Genomic DNA, 17,960 nt, shown 5'->3' on the forward strand with positions numbered 1-17,960 from the left:
AATAGACGTTCGTGTGGTCCGGGGGCATGGTCTACACGTTCTGTTAGGCGATAACGGCAATGAAGAAAACCGGCGCATCCGCTTCCTTCGCTGGATGTGAACTCGGCCAAGTGGGTCATGCCTGTGCTTTCTTCAACGGCGACGATGAGGCCTTTGGCGTGAGCGCCGCAGAACAGAAGAAGTACTGTGCAAAAGCGAAGAAACCCTCGTGACAAGCCAGCACAATTTCAAACTCATCATCGATACCATTCCTGCGATGGCGTGGTCAGCTCGGCCAGACGGGCCCACTGAGTTTCTAAGCAAGCAGTATCTAGACTACACCGGCCTCGCCGCCGAGCAGGCGAGGGGGTGGGGCTGGACGGCTGTGGTCCATGCTGACGACCTGGATGGGCTGATCACCATATGGCAGACAATCATAGCCTCGGGTAAAGCCGGGGAAACCGAAGCGAGATTGCGCCGATTTGATGGAAGTTATCGGTGGTTTCTTATCCGCGCTAACCCGTTGCGGGATGAATCAGGCAACATTGTCAAATGGTATGGGGTGAACATTGACATCGATGAGCGGAAGCGGGCTGAGGACAAGGCCGTCGAAGCTGAGGGCGAGTTACAACGAACGATCGACGACATACCGGCGCTGGTTTCGGCCTATTACGCCGACGGCTCGCGAATTTCTATCAACAGGCGGGAGCGCGAGTTCACGCGGCTCTCTGCTGAGGATGTGACGAATGGTGGCTGGAGGGGCGCAATCCACCCAGATGACATCGAACTCGAAGAGAGCAAATGGCGCGCATGTGTCACGACAGGAGAACCGTTCGAACATGAGTACCGAGTGCGAGCGGTCGATGGTACGTATCGCTGGCACATTGCCCGTCGCGTGCCGCTCCACGACGAAGCCGGTAAAGTGATCCGCTGGTACGGTATGAGCCACGATATTGAGGGTCGGAAGCAGGCGGAAGCTTTCCTCGCGGGCGAAAAACAGCTGCTGGAGATGATCGCGTCAGGCAGTTTGCTCCGCGACGTTCTAGGCGCGTTGTGCGAATTTATTGAAGGGGCTGCCCCTGATTGCTTTTGTGATGTTCACATGATCGATTGGATCAGCTCGACATTTGAATATGCCGTGGCTCCTTCTCTGCCTTCTGCCTACAGCGACCCGATTGCGGGGATGCCTGTCAGTGGCGAGCTGTTGCCGTGTGGCATAGCGGCTCTTCAAAAGATACAGGTGGTCGCGGTGGACATCGAATTAGATCCGCGCTGGTATACCTCGCCTGTTCGGTCCCATGTTCTGCGGCACGGATATAGGTCAGTCTGGAGCACGCCGGTCTGTTCCAAAGAAGGGCGCGTGCTAGCCACCTTCTGCATCGTTCAACGAAAGCCGGCGGCCCCGTCGCCGCATCATCAGGATATCATTGCACACGCCACGCAGATCGCCAGTATCGCTATTGAGCGTTCCCTGATCGAAGCTGCGCTTAGGCGGACGGAAACTTTGCTCTCGGAAGCTCAACGTCTGAGTTCCACCGGGGCGTTCTCATGGCGCGTGGACACAGACGAGATCGCATTTTCCGAGGAACTTTATCGTATCTTTGAATTCGACCCGAGTGCTCCAGTGACGCTTGAGCAAATCCGTGAGCGAATCCACGCGGACGACATTCCATCACTAACTGCGCAAATGGCTCGGGTTCGCGGCGGTCAGAGCCATCTGGGCTATGAGATCCGACTACGGATGTCGGACAACAGGGTCAAGTATCTACGCACTTTTGGCCAGGTTATCCGTCATCATGACGGCCGGATGGAATGCCTTACTGCGGTTCAGGACGACACAGGACGCCGGCAGGCGGAGGAAGCGCTTGGCAAGGCTCGGTCTGAACTCGCACATGTCACCAGGGTTTCGAGTCTCGGAGCGCTGACCGCCTCGATAGCTCATGAAGTCAATCAGCCGCTGTCGGGTATCATCACCAATGCCAGTACCTGCCTTCGGATGTTGGCCGCCGATCCGCCAAATGTTGACGGCGCACGCGAGACGGCACATCGCACCATACGCGACGGCAACCTTGCCGCCGATGTGATCGCGCGATTGCGTGCGCTCTTCAGCAAGCGAGCCCCTACGATCGAGCCGGTAGATCTGAACGAGGCTGCACGCGAGGTAATAGCATTGTCGGCGGGTGACCTTCAGAGAAGTCGCGTGGTTCTACACCCCCAACTTCATGAGGGGCTTCCGCTCGTCGCCGGCGACCGCGTCCAACTTCAGCTAGTGATTATGAACCTGCTGCGAAATGCTGCGGATGCGATGAGTGGCGTCGAAGATCGGCCCAAGCGGTTGGTCATCAGAACTGAACACGACGAAGACGATTATGTGCGTCTCTCGGTGGAAGATGCAGGCGCGGGTTTCGGCGCCGATGGTTCGGAGCGGCTCTTCGAGGCTTTCTACACAACCAAGAATGAAGGCATGGGGATAGGCTTGTCCGTCAGCCGCTCCATTATCGATAGCCATTGCGGGCGCCTGTGGGCGGCAGCGAATGACGGCCCGGGGGCTACGTTTACGTTTTCCGTACCCGAGTACTCCAAGTACCGATCGTCGGGTGTTCAGGTCGGCGATTCTCCAAGATCAGTGGGGGTTAGATGAAGCTTACGCATGCACTCGTGTCGGTGGTCGATGACGATAAATCGGTACGCGAGTCCCTACCAGATTTGTTGCACGAGTTCGGCTTTAGCGTGAGGACATTTTCTTCAGCGGAGGAGTTCCTCGCGTCTGACGCCGTCGATAAGACCGAGAGCCTCATTCTCGATGTTGCCATGCCTGGTATGACGGGACCCGAGTTGCAAGTGGAGCTAGCGCGCCGCAGAAAGAGGATTCCGATCATCTATATCACCGCGCAAAGGGATAGCACGATCCGGCAGCGTCTCATCGAACAGGGTGCAGTGGAGTGTTTGTTCAAGCCATTCAGCGATCAGGTCCTTCAGGAAGCGCTTAGTTCGGCGCTCCGTGGTCCTTGAACCCGGTGGATTGTTAATGCCGTCTTAGGAGGATAATTTGCGATGTACTCGTATCTAGCGGTTCAACGGGACGGTGGGGTAAAATCGTCATCCATGTCGGACGAAACACCTGTCGTGTTCATTATAGACGACGACGTTTCGGTACGCGAATCGTTGGAACTACTCATCTGCTCTGTGGGCTGGCGACCAGAGACGTTCGCTTCAGCAAAAGAATTCCTCGATCGGTCACGTCCGCTGGTTGCGAACTGTCTGATCCTGGACGTGAATCTTCCTGATCTGAGTGGGCTCGACCTGCAGAAGCTGATATCTGTCGAGCGTACCGACATGCCCATCATCTTCATAACCGGCTACGGCGACGTACCGATGACGGTCAAAGCGATGAAGGCTGGGGCTGTCGAGTTTCTGACCAAACCATTCGACGACGAGGAACTTTTGGGTGCGATCAAGCTGGCACTCGAAAGAAGTGAGACCGCACTTGCTCTGGACTCTGAGTTGCAGACCCTCAGGCATCGTCATGCATCGCTCAGCCGTCGCGAGCAGGAGGTTATGGCGCTGGTCGTCTCTGGTCTCTTGAACAAGCAGGTCGGCTTTGAGCTTGGCATCAGCGAAATCACAGTCAAGGCACATCGTGGCCAGGCTATGCGCAAGATGCAGGCCCGCTCGCTGGCCGAACTGGTGAACATGGCGGCCCGACTCCGCATCGCTGAGTAGAGGCTTTTCCCCGCGCCCGAACTATCGCTCAATCGCCATCGCGGTGAGACGTCTCATCGATGCCAAGGTATCGGCGACACCATCGTCCTATCGCGTTAGCGACGATATTCCTGCACCTATATCCATAGTTTCGAAGTCAACGTGGAATTCTTGGCAGGAGAGCTGGCGAGAAGGTGCTGTGCTCGGCAACATTTTCGAGCGAGATGGCGTTTGTCACTGCTAAATATGTATCGGTGTTGAAGGTTAATCTCTTGCATCGGTGTAGATCTTGGCGATCAACGAGGTAAAAATAGCTATGGACAATTATAAACTTAGAAAATCGGCGATACTGTTTTCCATTATTGTGGCGCTCTACTGTTCAATTAGTGTGTCCGCGCAGAATTCAAAGCAATCCAGTGATGCTAGCACGCCGCTTGCAGCGACACCGAGTACGAAGACGGCGAAGATCCGCCTGACACGGAAGAGTGAGGCCTATTGGGAAGTCACTTTCAACAATCCGCCGCTCAATATAGTTGGCCCGTCCGAAGTCCGCGAGCTTGCAGAAATTGTTGGCCAGATCGAAGCGGATCCGAGGGTCAAGGTTGTAGTGTTTGACAGCGCGGTGCCAGACTATTTCATCGCTCATTACGACCTTTTGAGTCCCCTTAAGGACTCCAGCGGTATGAAGCCGGGGCCAACGGGCATGCATCCCGTGCCCGACATCATGGTGCGCCTCAGCCGCCTGAGGGCGGTGACGATTGTTTCAATTCGTGGACGGGCGAGTGGCATCGGCAGCGAGCTTGCGCTAGCGGCAGACATGCGCTTTGCAAGTCGGGAGAAGGCGGTCGTGTCGCAGTTTGAAGTTGGCGCCGGCTTCGTCCCTGGGGGCGGCCCTATGGCGCGGCTGCCTCGGCTGGTCGGCCGCGGCCGCGCTATGGAGATGTTGATCGGTGCCGAGGGCTTTGATGGCGAACTTGCCGAGCGCTACGGTTATGTGAACCGGGCGCTGCCCGATTCAGAATTGGACGGTTTTGTCGACGCCTTGGCGACGCGCATTGCTTCGTTCGATGGGCAGGCGATTGCTGACACCAAGAACCTGATCAACCAGGCTAGTTTGCCCCCGGACTCCGAAATGCAGCCGGGCTGGGACGCATTCATCACTTCTGTACAACGACCTGCGGCTCAGGCGCGTGTGAAGGTCCTTGTCGATGAAGGGCTGCAGCAGCCTGGGGACGTCGAGAAGAACCTGGAGCAATATACCGCCAAGTATCGGGACTAATCGGTACACTACCGCGCGAGTGGAGCCGAGTTATCGGCGGTGACGCCCGGTAGGTACGTTCTGTAGGCATGTAATTCCCCAGGAATGCGAATCGGAGATCACTGAGATGCCCGACTTGGAGACCGATTGCGATCGGCGTGTCGCGAGCGATAGCGTTACTAAGCGGAACAGGTCACCCCGGCCGTTCCCGTTTGCTGGCCTGTATGCTCCGCCCGTCGGGGTCAGGTTGGCGCGATTTGCCCCGACGCCAGTCAGCGTCGCTTCCGCAAAAAGCAGCCGTGCCAAAGACGAGCTTACCCAAAGGACTGGGAGATTCACTGTTGCTGTGCTTGTGGGCAGTCTTCGCACCGGCTCTTACACTAGGAAGATTGCACGCGCCCTGATCGGCTTGGCGCCGGTGAACCTCAACTGCAACATCGTGGAGTTCGCGGACCTGCCCCTCTACACGGAGGATTCGGACGGTTTTCCGCCGGAAGCCTGGACGCGATTTCGAAGCGAGATTCGCGATGCGGATGCGGTGCTGATCGTTACGCCGGAGTACAATCGGTCGGTCCCCGGCGGATTGAAGAACGCAATTGACGTGGGCTCACGCCCGCCGTTTGAGAGCGTATGGAATGGCCTGCCGGCCGCCGTGGTCAGTGCTTCGCCCTCCAAGGTTGGCGGGTTCGGGGCGAACCACCACATACGGCAGAGCCTCGTTTTTCTAAATATGCCGGTGATGCAGCAGCCAGAGGCGTATCTGCCAGAGGTTGCGGCTATGTTCGACGACCAAGACCGGCTAAAGTCTCCCGAGGCCCGTGACTTCTTAGCTAAGGTGATGAGCTCCTTTACGGACTGGGTGATGCTGGTCCACGGAGCACGTTCTCGAGCGGGAGCATAACCCGGCAAGAACGCAGCTCTCTGCCCTCGAGGCGCCCTGCCGTTCGTTGTCGCCGCTGGACCCCAATCGGGATTGCTCTAGCCATGAAACGCGGGATTTGAATTCGCTTTTGTCGATTTGCCCGGATCAGCCGCCAGCCGGGGGGCGCGCGACGCAAATGGCAAAGGTGGTATCTCGCAGGCCGCTTTTAGGTGCGAGACCTCATTGATGACGCATAAGATTTGTGTTCATCGACATTTGGCAGCAATATTGCGGCCTAGCCCCTCGATATACTTACTTTGACTGTGGATCGACTGCCAAGCAGCCTCTTGGAGAGGATCAAGCAAGGCGCCGCGACCAAGAACAACAGCACAACCGCGAAGAAGGCCTCATTGAAGGAAATAGTGACGGCTTGCCTGTCGACGGCCTGCCGCAGAAGTGACAGCGCGGCTTTACCAGAGACAACACTGTCGAGGCCCCTGGCCGCAAGTTGGCCCGCTACTGCCTTCAGGCGCTCTTCGACGACAACATCGCCAACACCCAGGTGCGATGCCAGTACCGTCCGATTATAGGCAAGTTGTCGATCGAGATAAGTCTGCAGGAGAGCCGTGCCAGCCAGACCGCCAACCTGCTTGCCAAGATCGAAAAGACCGATGCCGAAGGGCAGCGCTTTGGCAGGAAGTCGCATGAACGCAACCAGCGTCAAGCTCACGAACAGGAAACCCAGTCCAAAGCCGCGCAAGAGCAGCGGAAACTCCAGATCCACAGCTCCGCTGTCGCTTGTCGAACCAGACATGAGCCACATTGACGAGGCAAAAAACACGATACCGACAGGAGCCAGAGCAAACGGATTTATTCCGCTTTTTTTTATGCCGATTCCCGCAATCAGCAGCGAACACCCCAACATCGCTCCACTCGGCAGAAGAAGAGTTCCAGCATCCGTCGCGGTGAAGTTTAGGACGTTCAGGGCGAAGGCCGGGATAAGAAAGGCGCTGCCGGACAGGGCAAATCCGGCTACCAGACTGGCAACAAGAGCGAAGCAATAGTCGGGATCACCCAAAGGCGACGCGGGAAGTATCAGACGATCCGATGCAAATCGGAACTCCCACAGCAGCAGGAGGATGACCGCCAGCAGGCCGGTCGCGGTGAGAAGGATGATGTGCCCGTCGTCGAACCAATTGAACCTGCTGCCTTGCTGCGACACGTAGGTCAAAGAGGCTGCGGCGATTCCAGCCAGCGCGATCTGGATGAAGGGGATGCGGATTCTGTGGCGGAACGTTTGTCCGCGGTCCGCCGCAAGCATGACAAGGGCGACAATGCCCACCGGCACGTTGGTCAGGAATATCCAGTCCCACGACAGGTGGTCGACAAGCCAACCTTGGAGCGCGGGTGTCACTGTCGTTGGGGCCATGACGGAACCGAGGGCCAAGAGAGCTTGCACAATCGGTTGCTGACGGTTCGGGAAGCGAAGGAACAGCAGCGTCTGGCCTGCCACGAGCACGGTCGCGCCGGCAAGACCCTGAACGATGCGGCAGACGTCAATCCAGGCAATATCGACGGAAGAGATCATTGCGGCAGACGCCAAGAGAAGCGCGACCGTGCCGGCGCGCAAACAGGGCGTAGGCTTTAGTGCTGCAACAAACAGCGGCGCGACCAAAAAGCCGGTCAGCTTGGCCGCGAGAAATGCGATGTCGAAAGTCGCAAATTCGTCAGTCGTGGCATGTATGTCGCCCAGCATATCCAGGCGCCCAATAGAGAGCGCCGTGCTGGCGATCGAATCCATGACGGCGGTCAGTACAACTCCGGTCAAGACCAACGCGGCGCCGAGCACCTCGGGCTTCGTCAGTAACGGTCGCGGTTCGATCTGACGGTTCATTGTGCCGTACCGGGCCGATTTTCCGCAAGGTCGCCGACCGGGTTCGAAGTGGTGATCGCGGGATCGGTTTCTCTGTCCACCCGAACGGCAATGCGGGCTGAAAGTCCAGGAACCAGCCGACCAGGCAACGGATTGTGTGTAAGTCTTATCTTGACTGGAACGCGCTGGACGACGCGGATGAAGTTACCCGTCGCATTGTCCGGTGGCAGCACGCTGAAGGCAGCCCCGCTACCCGGGGCGAAGCTGTCGACGACACCATCGATATGAACGTCAGGGTACTCGTCGATGACCACCTGAACAGGCTGTCCAACCTCCATTCGAGCAAGCTGGGTCTCCTTGAAATTGGCGACGACCCATATATCCTTGACCGGAACAACGTCCATCGCCGGGGTGCCAGGCGTGACGTAGCGTCCGACGCGAACTTGCCGGTTGCCGATGACACCGTCGATCGGCGACTGGATGACGGTATTGGCGAGATCCATCCTGGCCAGGCTGACAGATGCTTTGGCCAGAGCCATCGCTGCTTGGGCACCGGCGAGCTGGGCGTCGAACACCCCAAGCTTCAACCTCTGCGCCAGAGTATTGGCCGCCTCGGCTTTGTCCCCCGCCTCGGCTTTTGCGAACGCGGTCTGCGCATCCTGGAGTTTCTGTTCGCTGGCCGTCCCGCTCTTTCGGAGAGCGGTGTAGCGGTCAAGATTAGCTCTCGCCAACAGCAAATCCGCTGAGACCGAGCGCTGCTGTGCCACCGCTTGTTCGATCAAGGCATCTTGCAGTTTCTGCGTTGCTTCGATGTTTGCGATCTCGGCCTGTCGGGTGGACAGAGTGGCAATGGCTTCGTCGAGTTTCGCCCGGTAATCACTGTCGTCGATGCGAAACAGAAAGCTCCCTTTGCTAACGTCGGCGTTGTCGCCAACTGCAACTTCCACCACATAGCCGGAGAGCTTGGGCGCGATACTCGTTATATCGCCGCGGACATAAGCGTTGTCGGTAGTCTCTTCGGAACGGCCGTGGAAATACCATTGCCAGGCCCAGGCTGCCGACAGCGACATCGTTACAGTCGCCACCACTAGAATAGCGGTCTTTCGACCCCAGCTTATTGGTGCTTCCGTTGATTTTGGCGAAGCCACCAGGCCGAACACGGGAGACGCCGCCGGTTGCGATTCGTCGTCACTCCTCAACGCCGATTGCGTGGGTCCTTCAAGGCCTTCAACTCGGAGCATCTCGACGATCCAATCTCCAACATGCGGGGGGGTAGTCAATCCTGCGAATTGGTTTGGTCATGTCCGAGGATTACCGACCAGACGCGGTGTTGGTCTGCTACTCCGGCAAATCCCTTGGACCACACCTCGCACTGCCTCTCGGCGGCGCCGTCGCTTAACGACGACCCCGTCTGAACTCTCGGGTTACCAGGCCTTCAGTCGATGCGAAGGCTCTGCTCCATCGCGTAGCACTGGTCCCAGATGAACACATCATATCCGGCGAGCCGAGACTGCCACTTGGGCGTAACGGCATTCACGCATTTCACAACGACGCGGTCGATGTAGTTGTCGTAGATAGCCCAGAGGTTGGGCCTGTCCTCGGCTTCCATTTCCTCGCCCGGAGGCGTTGACTTGAGAGCAGCGGCGGCAGCCGTCTTCAAGTCATTCATGAATTCGAGCTGCGTACGCACATCGGAATGAGTGCCCACGCGATTGACATGGCCCCCGACGAGCGTTTCGAACGGCAAGGTGTCGATGTACGCCACCTGGTCGAAGTAACCGGGGATGTCCTTGGCAAGCGCGAAGCGACGCCAGGGCATCCAGCCAGGGAAGATCACGTCGACCACCATCAGGACCTTCTGCTCGGGAGCATAGATGAAGATGTTTCCTGGCTCATGGGGGCTGCTGCCGGGATAGCTCAGGTCGAGAACCTGACTGCCGACCTTCAGGGTGTAGTGATCCTTGAACGTGACCGTAGGCACAGGGCGCCTCGGATCCTTCGCCCGTTCGAGCAGCCGCAGGGTCTCTTCTTGGGCGATGATGATTGGATGACCGCCGAGGTCGTTTACGCCGCCAATATGATCTACGTGCGCATGGCTGTAGACGACATGTGTGATCGGTCTGTCGGTCACCTCGGCGATAGCCTGGCGTATGTGGGCCGAGTATCCCGGAGGTGCGTCGACCACGACGACGCCTGTTTCGTACACTAGGAACATCGACTGGTAGCCGTTGTCGGTGACCATGTAGAGGCCACGGCCCAACTGTTGGCTCCGGTATCCCTTCTTCGGGTCGATGGCCGGGGTTACGTCTTCCTTGGGAATCGGAAGATAGTGGTCAACGCGCGTACCTATCGGCGCCAGCGATGGCATACTCTGGTAAGGGGCGCCAGGCTGCCCCGGCAAGGTCTCGGCGCGGGCGCTCTGGTTTGGCGCCGACCCGAGTCCAATGGTGATCGCGACAGAACCGACCTTCGCCGCTGCCGCCAAAAGATTCGAGCGGAAGAGAAACATAACAAACCTCCTGCTTTGACTGATGTCTGCAGGGACATTTGTCGATAATTCGAAGATTGGTTATTATCCTTAGGTGTCGCGGATACCATGGTATTAGAATTACCCTGCGGGCCCCGCCACCAGCCACGCCTTCGAGCAATCGCCCTGGTATGATCTTGAGTGTGTCGGGGCGGATGCGGCGCGAGAAATCTCACCTCTGTCGCCTCCTTATGGGTGTCTTTCGTATGGCCCAAAATGTGCTCGGGCTTGACGTCAGATTGCTTGGCCTCTTCACCGGCGGGTTAACCTTGGGCCCAAAGCCGCCAGCGTTTCTATGATCGTTCTGATCTGCCGACCTGCCTCGTCGTCGAGTGGCACAAAGTATTGCCGAGACTATCGTACAATAGATTTGCCGTTACTGCGGGTCGATCTGGGCTCTACCTGATAGGGCAAGATCGACAAGGAGCAGGCGATTGGATGCCACCGATTTCTTGACCGACCGGCGGGAAATTCTCGCTACCGCGAGCCTGACCGGGCCGCGAACCGCCCATTGCGAGCACTTGGGAGGAACTCATGTCACCGACATTGCAGGGTCGGAGGATTTGCGCGGCATAACGGCAATATTCGGGACACACAGATACCGGGCGGGACAGTTTTCCTACAATTCTGCCAAGTTTGAGCCAATGGCAGAAGATCTTGCGCGACGCCACAGCAAAATCGGAACCAACAGAGTGCACGATGGGTATTCCAGATCGACAGAGAACAGTGTGAGGCAAGCACGGTGGATCCTGGTGCCGCTATTTGGGTTGTGGATTGCGTTCGCCGCCGCGGGTGCGATTTTGTGGTGACCAGGCGGCCTGATCCCTCTCCGGTGGCACACCAGCGGAGAGCCACTGGGAGGTGGCACAAGCGGGATGTTTTATTCTCACGACAAGCACTTGAAGAGTGGTTGAGCGGTAGATCAGGTTCAACCTGGCGACTTCAAACGCATATCATCGCAGAGCGATGCAAATGAAGCAAAGCAGCAAGGTACCACGGCCTTTTAGCAGAGGGCGTGCCGATATGATGGCAAGCACTTTGGTCGCCACCATATTGGCTCTGTAACTTTTGGCTCAGTGGGTCACGAACCGGCAACGGCATTCACGTCCGCGCAGAACTCGGCGTCGGGTTTGCTCATGGTAGCGTCCTGGCATTCTCGCATCATCATCTCGCGCTTGGTCTGCGGCATTGCCATGAACGTTACCTTGAATTCAGGCATCGGTTTGAGCGTTTTCATGTTGGCATCGGTGTAGAAGGGCCGAATGTTTTCCATTGCATCCAGGGCCATGGGGAGAGACGGCAGGATTTCCTGCCACAGCAAGCACGGAAACAACAATGGCGGGCACTAGGCCCGCCATTGTCCGGCTCAACAGAGTTCATCACCCTGGCTTGGAGGATCATGAGCCGGCAAGGGCATTCAGATCGGCACAGAATTCCGCATAGGGCTTTGTCATTGCCGCGTCCTGGCATTCTCTCATCATCGCCATGCGCTTCGCGTGCGGCAGGGTTTTGAGGGCTGCCCTGAATCTGGCTCTCATAATGGGATTCGTTTGGACGTGTTCCTTGATAGAACCGGTGTAAAACGACTGCGTGTTGATGGGGTCGATAACATCGAGCGCGCCGGCAAACACATCTCCACTTAATACTGAAAGAGCAAACGCTGCGCCGAGGCACGTAGATTTGATGTTCATGACGGATTCCTTCTCCTCTATGAGACAATCGCCCACTCGACGATCGCGATGATGATCTATTGATAACTTCCACTGGCCGGTACTGTCCCGGAAGGATTGTTATCTATCTGCGGGTGGGAATGAATCTATTGTGCGATGGTATCGTCGACACTTTGGCATAGGTCGGTGGGAAAATGCCGATCCGAGGCATTGCGCTTGCCGAATGCCGAGGAGCAATTCGGTCCGACCGACCGATCTGACTCACCTTTCCAATCGCTGGCCGGCGATGCGCAGGGAACACTGCCAACCCTGCCGATACCAACGTGCAATAGACTAATCTCCACCGAAACTGGATGGTGCGTTCATACGAATGGAGCGCGGCGTGATGCCAGCAAGATCACTAACGGCCACACAACGTGAGTTGCTCGCTGCGACGGCGATTGTCGGGATCATCGGCGCGCTTCCGGGCACGGTTGAAGCATGGCGTCGCGAGGGCTCCACAGAGGTGGCGCCCCGCATGTCGATAAAAGCCGAAGCCGTCGCAGTGATCAATGGAAAGTCATCCGACGATAGCATCGAGTAATTGACGCGGTCGCGTGGCACTGCTCACGCACATGTACTTGGGCATACCCTGCCGTGAAACCAAGGAGCTCAACATGAGCGATGATGTAGTGCGCAGCGAAACTGCGAGAACGCCGATGATCGACCTGAAGCTCGAGGCCGTGGTTATCCCCGTTTCGGACGTCGATCGCGCCAAGCGTTTCTACGGCGGCCTGGGTTGGCGGCTCGACGCCGACTTCCCCGTCGGCGACACGTTTCGGGTCGTACAATTCACGCCTCCGGGTTCACCGAGCTCGATCCACTTCGGCACCGGCCTGACGTCAGCCGCGCCCGGCTCGGCACAGGGACTCTATCTCATTGTGTCCGATATCGAAGCAGCGCGCGCCCAGCTTGTGGCGCGCGGGGCCGACGCCAGCGAAGCGTTCCACCGTGCTGGTCCTGGACAGCCGGCAATCAGCGGCAAGGATCCAGAGGGGCGCAGTTACTCCTCGTTCGCCTCGTTCAAGGACCCGGACGGCAACGGGTGGTTGTTGCAGGAAATCACTGCGCGGCTGCCGGGACGCGTGGAGGCCGGCGACACGACATTCACCTCGTTGAGCGAGCTTGGATCTGCACTCCGGCGCGCCGCGGCCGCGCATGGCGAGCACGAGAAGCGGACAGGCGGACAACGCGATGAGAACTGGCCCGACTGGTACGCCGAGTACATGGTAGCTGAGCAGGCCGGCAAGCCGTTGCCGACCTGAGCGGCGGTATCGCTATCGGGTGCGTACGGGGCAATATCTCCATCCGGTAGGAATCGGAGATGCGCGGGGCCTAGCTGTCGAAATGCGTGTTGGTCCAATACAACGGTTCGGGGTCTTAGGGGGCGTCGCGCGCCGTTTGCGGTGAAGGCGGACATAAATGCTCGCTCCTGCGCCGTCTACAGCAACATCAGCGTTGGGGTAGGGTCTTTCGGCTGCGACCGTGCCGGCGTGGTGCAGTCCGCGGCGGAATGTTCATGACCAGCCCCGACCGCCTTCTACTCGCCAACCAGAAAGTATTGCCGATACCATCGTGTAATAGATTTACGCGGTTCGGATGTAGATCCTCAAAGTCGCATGCGGATAGAACTGGTTGATCGAGGAGGAAGTAATGTCAGCAATATCGCTATCGCCAACACGGCGCGATGTCATTGTTGCGGCGGCCTCCGTTGGGGTCGTCAATTTGGGGCCTGGGGCGCTGCGCGCGGGGGCCGGAGATGAATCTATCCGTCCTTTCCATATCCATGTTCCGACATGGGCCTTTGCAGATCTTCGCACGCGTATCAAAGCCGTACGATGGCCGGATCGAGAGACCGTCAACGATCGCTCCCAAGGTGTTCAACTTGCCAAGCTCCAGCCGCTCGTTGAGTACTGGGGTACGCGCTACAACTGGCGCAAGGTCGAGACGAAACTAAACAAGCTGCCCCAGTTCATCACCAGCGTCGACGGGTTGGATATTCAATTCGCGCATATTCGCTCGCCGCATGACGGGGCGATGCCCTTGCTCATGACGCATGGTTGGCCGGGTTCACTCATTGAGCTTTTGAAGGTGATCGACCCGCTCACTAATCCGACGGCGCATGGGGGGCGGGCGGAAGATGCCTTCCACCTCGTCCTTCCAACAATGCCCGGCTACGGGTTCTCGGGGAAGCCGACGACGACCGGATGGGGCCCGGCACGGATGGCTAGGGCGTTCCATGAGTTGATGATCAGGCTGGAATATACGCAGTACTTCTCTCAGGGAGGCGACTGGGGCGCGATCATCTCGGAGCTGCTGGCGGTTCAAGCTCCGAAAGGCCTTCTTGGAATCCATATCAATATGCCCGGGACTGTACCTCCCAGCATTCTCCGGCACCTCCGCAATTTCGACCCGGCCCCTGTGGAACTTTCGGACAGCGAGAAGGCTGCATACGATCGGCTACTGCACTTCTACCGCGACGGTTTTGGCTATGCGGCGATGATGAATCAGAGCCCGCAAACGATCGGTTATGCCCTCTCCGATTCACCGGTCGCCATGGCCGCGTATTTCTACGACAAGTTCGCGGAATGGACCGATAGCGACGGACAGCCCGAGACAGTCTTTACGTATGACGAGATGCTCGATGCCATCTCTTTCTACTGGTTCACCAATACCGGGACATCATCGTCGCGGTCGTACTGGGAGGGTGCGCAAGCTGGCGGTGGGCCCTTCGATGCCTTCGACATCCCGAAAGTTCCCGTAGCGGTCACAGTGTACCCGGCTGAGATTTACCGCGCACCGCGGAGTTGGGGCGAGAAAAGCTTCGGTAATCTCATTCACTGGAATGAAGTGGATAGGGGTGGCCATTTCGCGGCGTGGGAGGAGCCTCAAATCTTTTGTGCCGAACTCAGAGAAGCGTTCAGGCCGCTGCGCCGTTCAATCTGAGGCGAACGAGGCGATTCTCCCCCATCGCCTCCGCCCAGTAGCGCGGCCGGGTCGCCCCTCCACCCGGCCGCGCATTTGGGTTTCCGCGCGGCACCTTTGAAATCTAGCAAAGAACCAACGGATCACTTCCCAGTCGAGGAGACCAAAAATGGACTGTGCGTCACAACAGATTGATCACGATCGCCGCCGCTTACTCGGCACCGCGCTTGTGGCTATCTCCGCCTTTGAGTTGGGAACGGACAAGCTGGCGCAGGCGGGTTCGTCTGTGAACACTCAGGGAAGAGACCTTTTCAGCAAAGCGGGTCGTCAGTCATTCGATCCGTTGAAGCAGATTGACGCCGGATTGCTCAGTATCGGATGCGCCGAGACCGGCCCCGCCACTGGCGAGGCCGTAATCCTGCTCCATGGCTGGCCTTACGACATACACACTTATGCCGACGTCGCGCCTCTCCTGGCCTCAAAGGGCTACCGCGTGATCGTGCCGTATCTGCGCGGCTACGGCACAACTCGCTTTCTTGCCGACAAGTCGATGCGCAACGGGCAGCAGTCGGCGGTCGCCGCGGACGTTATTGCACTGATGGATGCTCTGAAGATCGAACAGGCGACAATCGCTGGCTGCGACTGGGGTGCCCGAACGGCCAACATAGTCGCTGCGCTTTGGCCGGAGCGCTGCAAGGCGATGGTTTCGGTGAGCGGCTATCTAATCGGCAACCAGCAGGCAGGCAGAGTGCCGCTGCCGCCGAGCGCGGAACTGCAATGGTGGTACCAGTACTACTTCGCGACCGATCGTGGCCGCGCCGGTTATGAGAAATACACGCGCGATTTCGCGAGGCTGATCTGGCATCTCGCTTCGCCGCGCTGGAACTTCGATAATGATACTTTCGAGCGTAGCGCTGCCGCCTTTGACAATCCTGATCATGTGGCGATCGTGATCCACAATTACCGCTGGCGTCTCGGTCTGGCCGAAGGCGAGCCTCAATATGAGGACCTGGAGAAGCGGCTTGCGCAGGCGCCGGTCGTCACCGTCCCCACGATCACGCTGGAGGGTGACGCCAATGGTGCTCCCCATCTGGAAGCCAGCGCCTATGCGAAGATGTTCTCGGGCAGATATTCCCATCGTTTGATCACCGGCGGAATAGGGCACAATCTACCTCAGGAAGCGCCGCAGGCCTTCGCCGACGCAGTGATCGAAGTCGGCGCGGCCACATAATTCCGGCGCTGAAATCGACTGCCACATGCGCCGCAAAGACGTCATATCTGGCCAGTTCAGAGATCAAGAACGACGTCACCCTTAGGCTGGGAGCAGCAGATCAATGTGCTGCCGGCAGCGGGTGGATCGATTGGATCGGGCCGATAGGCGACTGTTCCAGCCACAAGCCCCGTCTCGCAAGTATGACAGACACCCGTGCGGCACGACCATCGCGTGGGGACGTCGCACGCTTCAGCAAGTTCAAGCAGGCTCTTGAACGCCGAGCCCCAGTGGACGCTTAAGCCACTTCGTGCGAACGAAACGACAGGTCCCGCACTGGAAGGTTCGGCAGGTAAATGCGGCGGGCGGCTTGGAGTGGTGGCAATGCCAGGGGTGTTCGAGGGAGCTGGGCCGAACAGTTCCGTATGGATACGGTCCGCGGCGACACCCCAGGCCGCAAGCCCTGCGCTCAGGTCGCCCATAAAGGCCGATGGCCCGCAGAGATAGAAGTCAGCATGGCGTGGCACGTCCAGCCCTCGCAGCACCTCTATGTCCAAATGTCCATCAGCATCGAAATCGACACCTAGCCTGTCCTCGCGATCAGGCGAGCTGTAGCTTATATGGCTGTGGCCGTGGGCCAGGGTTTCGAGCAGGTTCCGAACCTCTTGGGCAAAAGGGTGCTCACGGCCACAACGGGCTCCGTGAAGCCACCACACTTCCCGTGTCGCTGCTTTGGCCGCCAATGCGTGGAGCATTGCGATGACGGGAGTTGCGCCCACCCCGGCACTCAGGAGGACGACTGGCGCATCGTTGGGTCGAAGAATGAAGCTACCGCGTGGTGCGCTAACGTCCAGCACGTCGCCGATCTCGACCCGGTCGTCAATGTAGGCACTCGCCACACCATGCGGCTCCCGCTTTACGCTTATTCGGTAGTGGCGTTCACTAGGTTCACTCGACAAAGAATAACTGCGCATCAGCGCCGGCGCATCGGGCGCCACCCTTAGGCGCAGCACGACAAACTGGCCCGGAAGTGCTGCGGTGAGGCGAGATTCATCAGCGGGCTCTAGCACCAGTGACATTACGCTGCTGCTCTCGCGGATCTTGTGCACCACCCGCAGCGGGCGAAATCCCGCCCACGCAGCAGGCGGTCCGGACGCGGGATCAAGCCCAGCATTTCCGGTTGTCGCACCGCCACTTTCGTTCTGCGAGAGTAGTGCTTGGAAGGATCCCCGCCAGCCAGGGCTCAGAGCCGGGATTCGCAGCGCCCGCTCCAGCTGGCTGCGAGGGTGACCGGGCAAGTATAGCAGTGCATTGACCTCTGACACTGTCATGTGCTCGGGGCCCATCCCAACCTGGACTATCTCATCTCCAGCCTCGACCTGGCCTTCTTCCAGGACGCGCAGATAGAAGCCGGGCCTCCCACGCGCAACCAGCAGCGCTGCCATTTGCGGCTCGTTCATGCGAATACCGACCCGGTAGCAAGTGACGCGCGGTTGCGTCACTTCGAACAGGGCGCTCCCGATCCGGTAGCGGTCGCCAATGCATACCTCATGATCCGGCAGCCCATCGACCGTGAAATTTTCCCCAAACTGTCCGTAGGTAAAGTCGTTGCGGTCTAGCTCGCTTCGCCAAAAGCGATAGGAATCCATCTGATAGACCAAAACCGCCCGTTGCTCGCCGCCGTGCCCCGCCACGTCTCCCTGCCTGTCGCCATCGACGTTGAGCCGGCGGACCTGACGTGGGCCTTGAACTGACGCTTTCCAAACTGCGGTGTCGACGGTCTTCCCTTGCCATGGAATGCCACGCGGCAAGCCCACATTGACCGACAGCAAGCGAGCCATCACTGCGTCCTTTCGGCCAGCCACTGCCAGCCAGTTCCACTCAGCGAGCCGTCACCGAGGGATGCTCAGCGTCA

General features: G+C 58.5%; 15 protein-coding genes. 9 read left to right on the plus strand and 6 right to left on the minus strand.

Annotated elements, in window-relative coordinates:
* Positions 1–59 precede the first annotated feature (59 nt).
* From B5V02_RS40895 to B5V02_RS31340, 6 genes are all read left to right on the plus strand, one after another.
* A complete protein-coding gene (locus tag B5V02_RS40895) occupies positions 60–212 on the plus strand; it encodes a hypothetical protein (protein WP_167458745.1) in 153 nt (50 codons plus the stop codon).
* Positions 209–2,620: a PAS domain-containing protein gene (locus B5V02_RS31320; RefSeq protein ID WP_146606185.1), complete on the plus strand. Its 2,412-nt coding sequence runs from the start codon at positions 209–211 to the stop codon at positions 2,618–2,620. Before B5V02_RS40895 ends, B5V02_RS31320 begins: the two co-directional genes overlap by 4 nt.
* A complete protein-coding gene (locus B5V02_RS31325; RefSeq protein ID WP_111547876.1) occupies positions 2,617–2,991 on the plus strand; it encodes a response regulator in 375 nt (124 codons plus the stop codon). The genes B5V02_RS31320 and B5V02_RS31325 overlap by 4 nt, the downstream gene beginning before the upstream one ends.
* Before the next feature lie 93 nt (positions 2,992–3,084).
* The gene (locus tag B5V02_RS31330; RefSeq protein WP_111548053.1) at positions 3,085–3,702 is read left to right on the plus strand and encodes a response regulator transcription factor; all 618 of its coding nucleotides are present in this window, start codon (positions 3,085–3,087) and stop codon (positions 3,700–3,702) included.
* Positions 3,703–3,997: 295 nt separating this feature from the next.
* Positions 3,998–4,960 (plus strand): enoyl-CoA hydratase/isomerase family protein, encoded by a 963-nt coding sequence (locus B5V02_RS31335; RefSeq protein ID WP_111547877.1) that lies wholly within the window; start codon positions 3,998–4,000, stop codon positions 4,958–4,960.
* Between the two features lie 325 nt (positions 4,961–5,285).
* Positions 5,286–5,840: an NADPH-dependent FMN reductase gene (locus tag B5V02_RS31340; protein WP_245446319.1), complete on the plus strand. Its 555-nt coding sequence runs from the start codon at positions 5,286–5,288 to the stop codon at positions 5,838–5,840.
* A gap of 256 nt (positions 5,841–6,096) precedes the next feature.
* On the opposite strand, the gene B5V02_RS31345 is transcribed toward B5V02_RS31340, so the two are convergent.
* The 5 genes from B5V02_RS31345 to B5V02_RS31370 form a co-directional block, all read right to left on the minus strand.
* Complete coding sequence (locus B5V02_RS31345; protein ID WP_111547879.1) at positions 6,097–7,695, minus strand: MFS transporter; 1,599 nt, start codon at positions 7,693–7,695, stop codon at positions 6,097–6,099.
* Positions 7,692–8,744 (minus strand): HlyD family secretion protein, encoded by a 1,053-nt coding sequence (locus B5V02_RS31350; RefSeq protein ID WP_245446321.1) that lies wholly within the window; start codon positions 8,742–8,744, stop codon positions 7,692–7,694. Before B5V02_RS31350 ends, B5V02_RS31345 begins: the two co-directional genes overlap by 4 nt.
* 365 nt (positions 8,745–9,109) lie before the next feature.
* The gene (locus B5V02_RS31355; protein WP_111547880.1) at positions 9,110–10,183 is read right to left on the minus strand and encodes an MBL fold metallo-hydrolase; all 1,074 of its coding nucleotides are present in this window, start codon (positions 10,181–10,183) and stop codon (positions 9,110–9,112) included.
* A 1,099-nt stretch (positions 10,184–11,282) separates the two neighbouring features.
* Positions 11,283–11,489, minus strand: coding sequence for a hypothetical protein (locus tag B5V02_RS31365; RefSeq protein ID WP_245446323.1), 207 nt, complete (start codon positions 11,487–11,489; stop codon positions 11,283–11,285).
* A 109-nt stretch (positions 11,490–11,598) separates the two neighbouring features.
* Positions 11,599–11,892, minus strand: a complete 294-nt coding sequence (locus B5V02_RS31370) for a hypothetical protein (RefSeq protein WP_111547883.1) — start codon at positions 11,890–11,892, stop codon at positions 11,599–11,601.
* A gap of 677 nt (positions 11,893–12,569) precedes the next feature.
* Between B5V02_RS31370 and B5V02_RS31380 the strand changes: the two genes are divergently transcribed.
* The 3 genes from B5V02_RS31380 (at position 12,570) to B5V02_RS31390 (ending at position 16,066) form a co-directional block, all read left to right on the plus strand.
* Positions 12,570–13,175 carry a VOC family protein gene (locus B5V02_RS31380; RefSeq protein ID WP_245446324.1) on the plus strand — a complete coding sequence of 202 codons (606 nt, stop codon included), beginning with the start codon at positions 12,570–12,572 and terminating at the stop codon, positions 13,173–13,175.
* A gap of 388 nt (positions 13,176–13,563) precedes the next feature.
* Positions 13,564–14,856 carry an epoxide hydrolase family protein gene (locus B5V02_RS31385; RefSeq protein WP_111548056.1) on the plus strand — a complete coding sequence of 431 codons (1,293 nt, stop codon included), beginning with the start codon at positions 13,564–13,566 and terminating at the stop codon, positions 14,854–14,856.
* A gap of 148 nt (positions 14,857–15,004) precedes the next feature.
* The gene (locus tag B5V02_RS31390) at positions 15,005–16,066 is read left to right on the plus strand and encodes an alpha/beta fold hydrolase (protein WP_111547885.1); all 1,062 of its coding nucleotides are present in this window, start codon (positions 15,005–15,007) and stop codon (positions 16,064–16,066) included.
* Between the two features lie 56 nt (positions 16,067–16,122).
* Here B5V02_RS31390 and B5V02_RS31395 read toward each other — a convergent pair whose 3' ends face one another.
* Entirely contained in the window at positions 16,123–17,886 is a 1,764-nt protein-coding gene (locus B5V02_RS31395) for an MOSC and FAD-binding oxidoreductase domain-containing protein (RefSeq protein ID WP_111548057.1), read from the minus strand.
* Between the last annotated feature and the right edge of the window lie 74 nt (positions 17,887–17,960).

The organism is Mesorhizobium kowhaii (genome assembly GCF_003253745.1).
Classification (GTDB): Bacteria; Pseudomonadota; Alphaproteobacteria; order Rhizobiales; family Rhizobiaceae; genus Mesorhizobium; species Mesorhizobium kowhaii.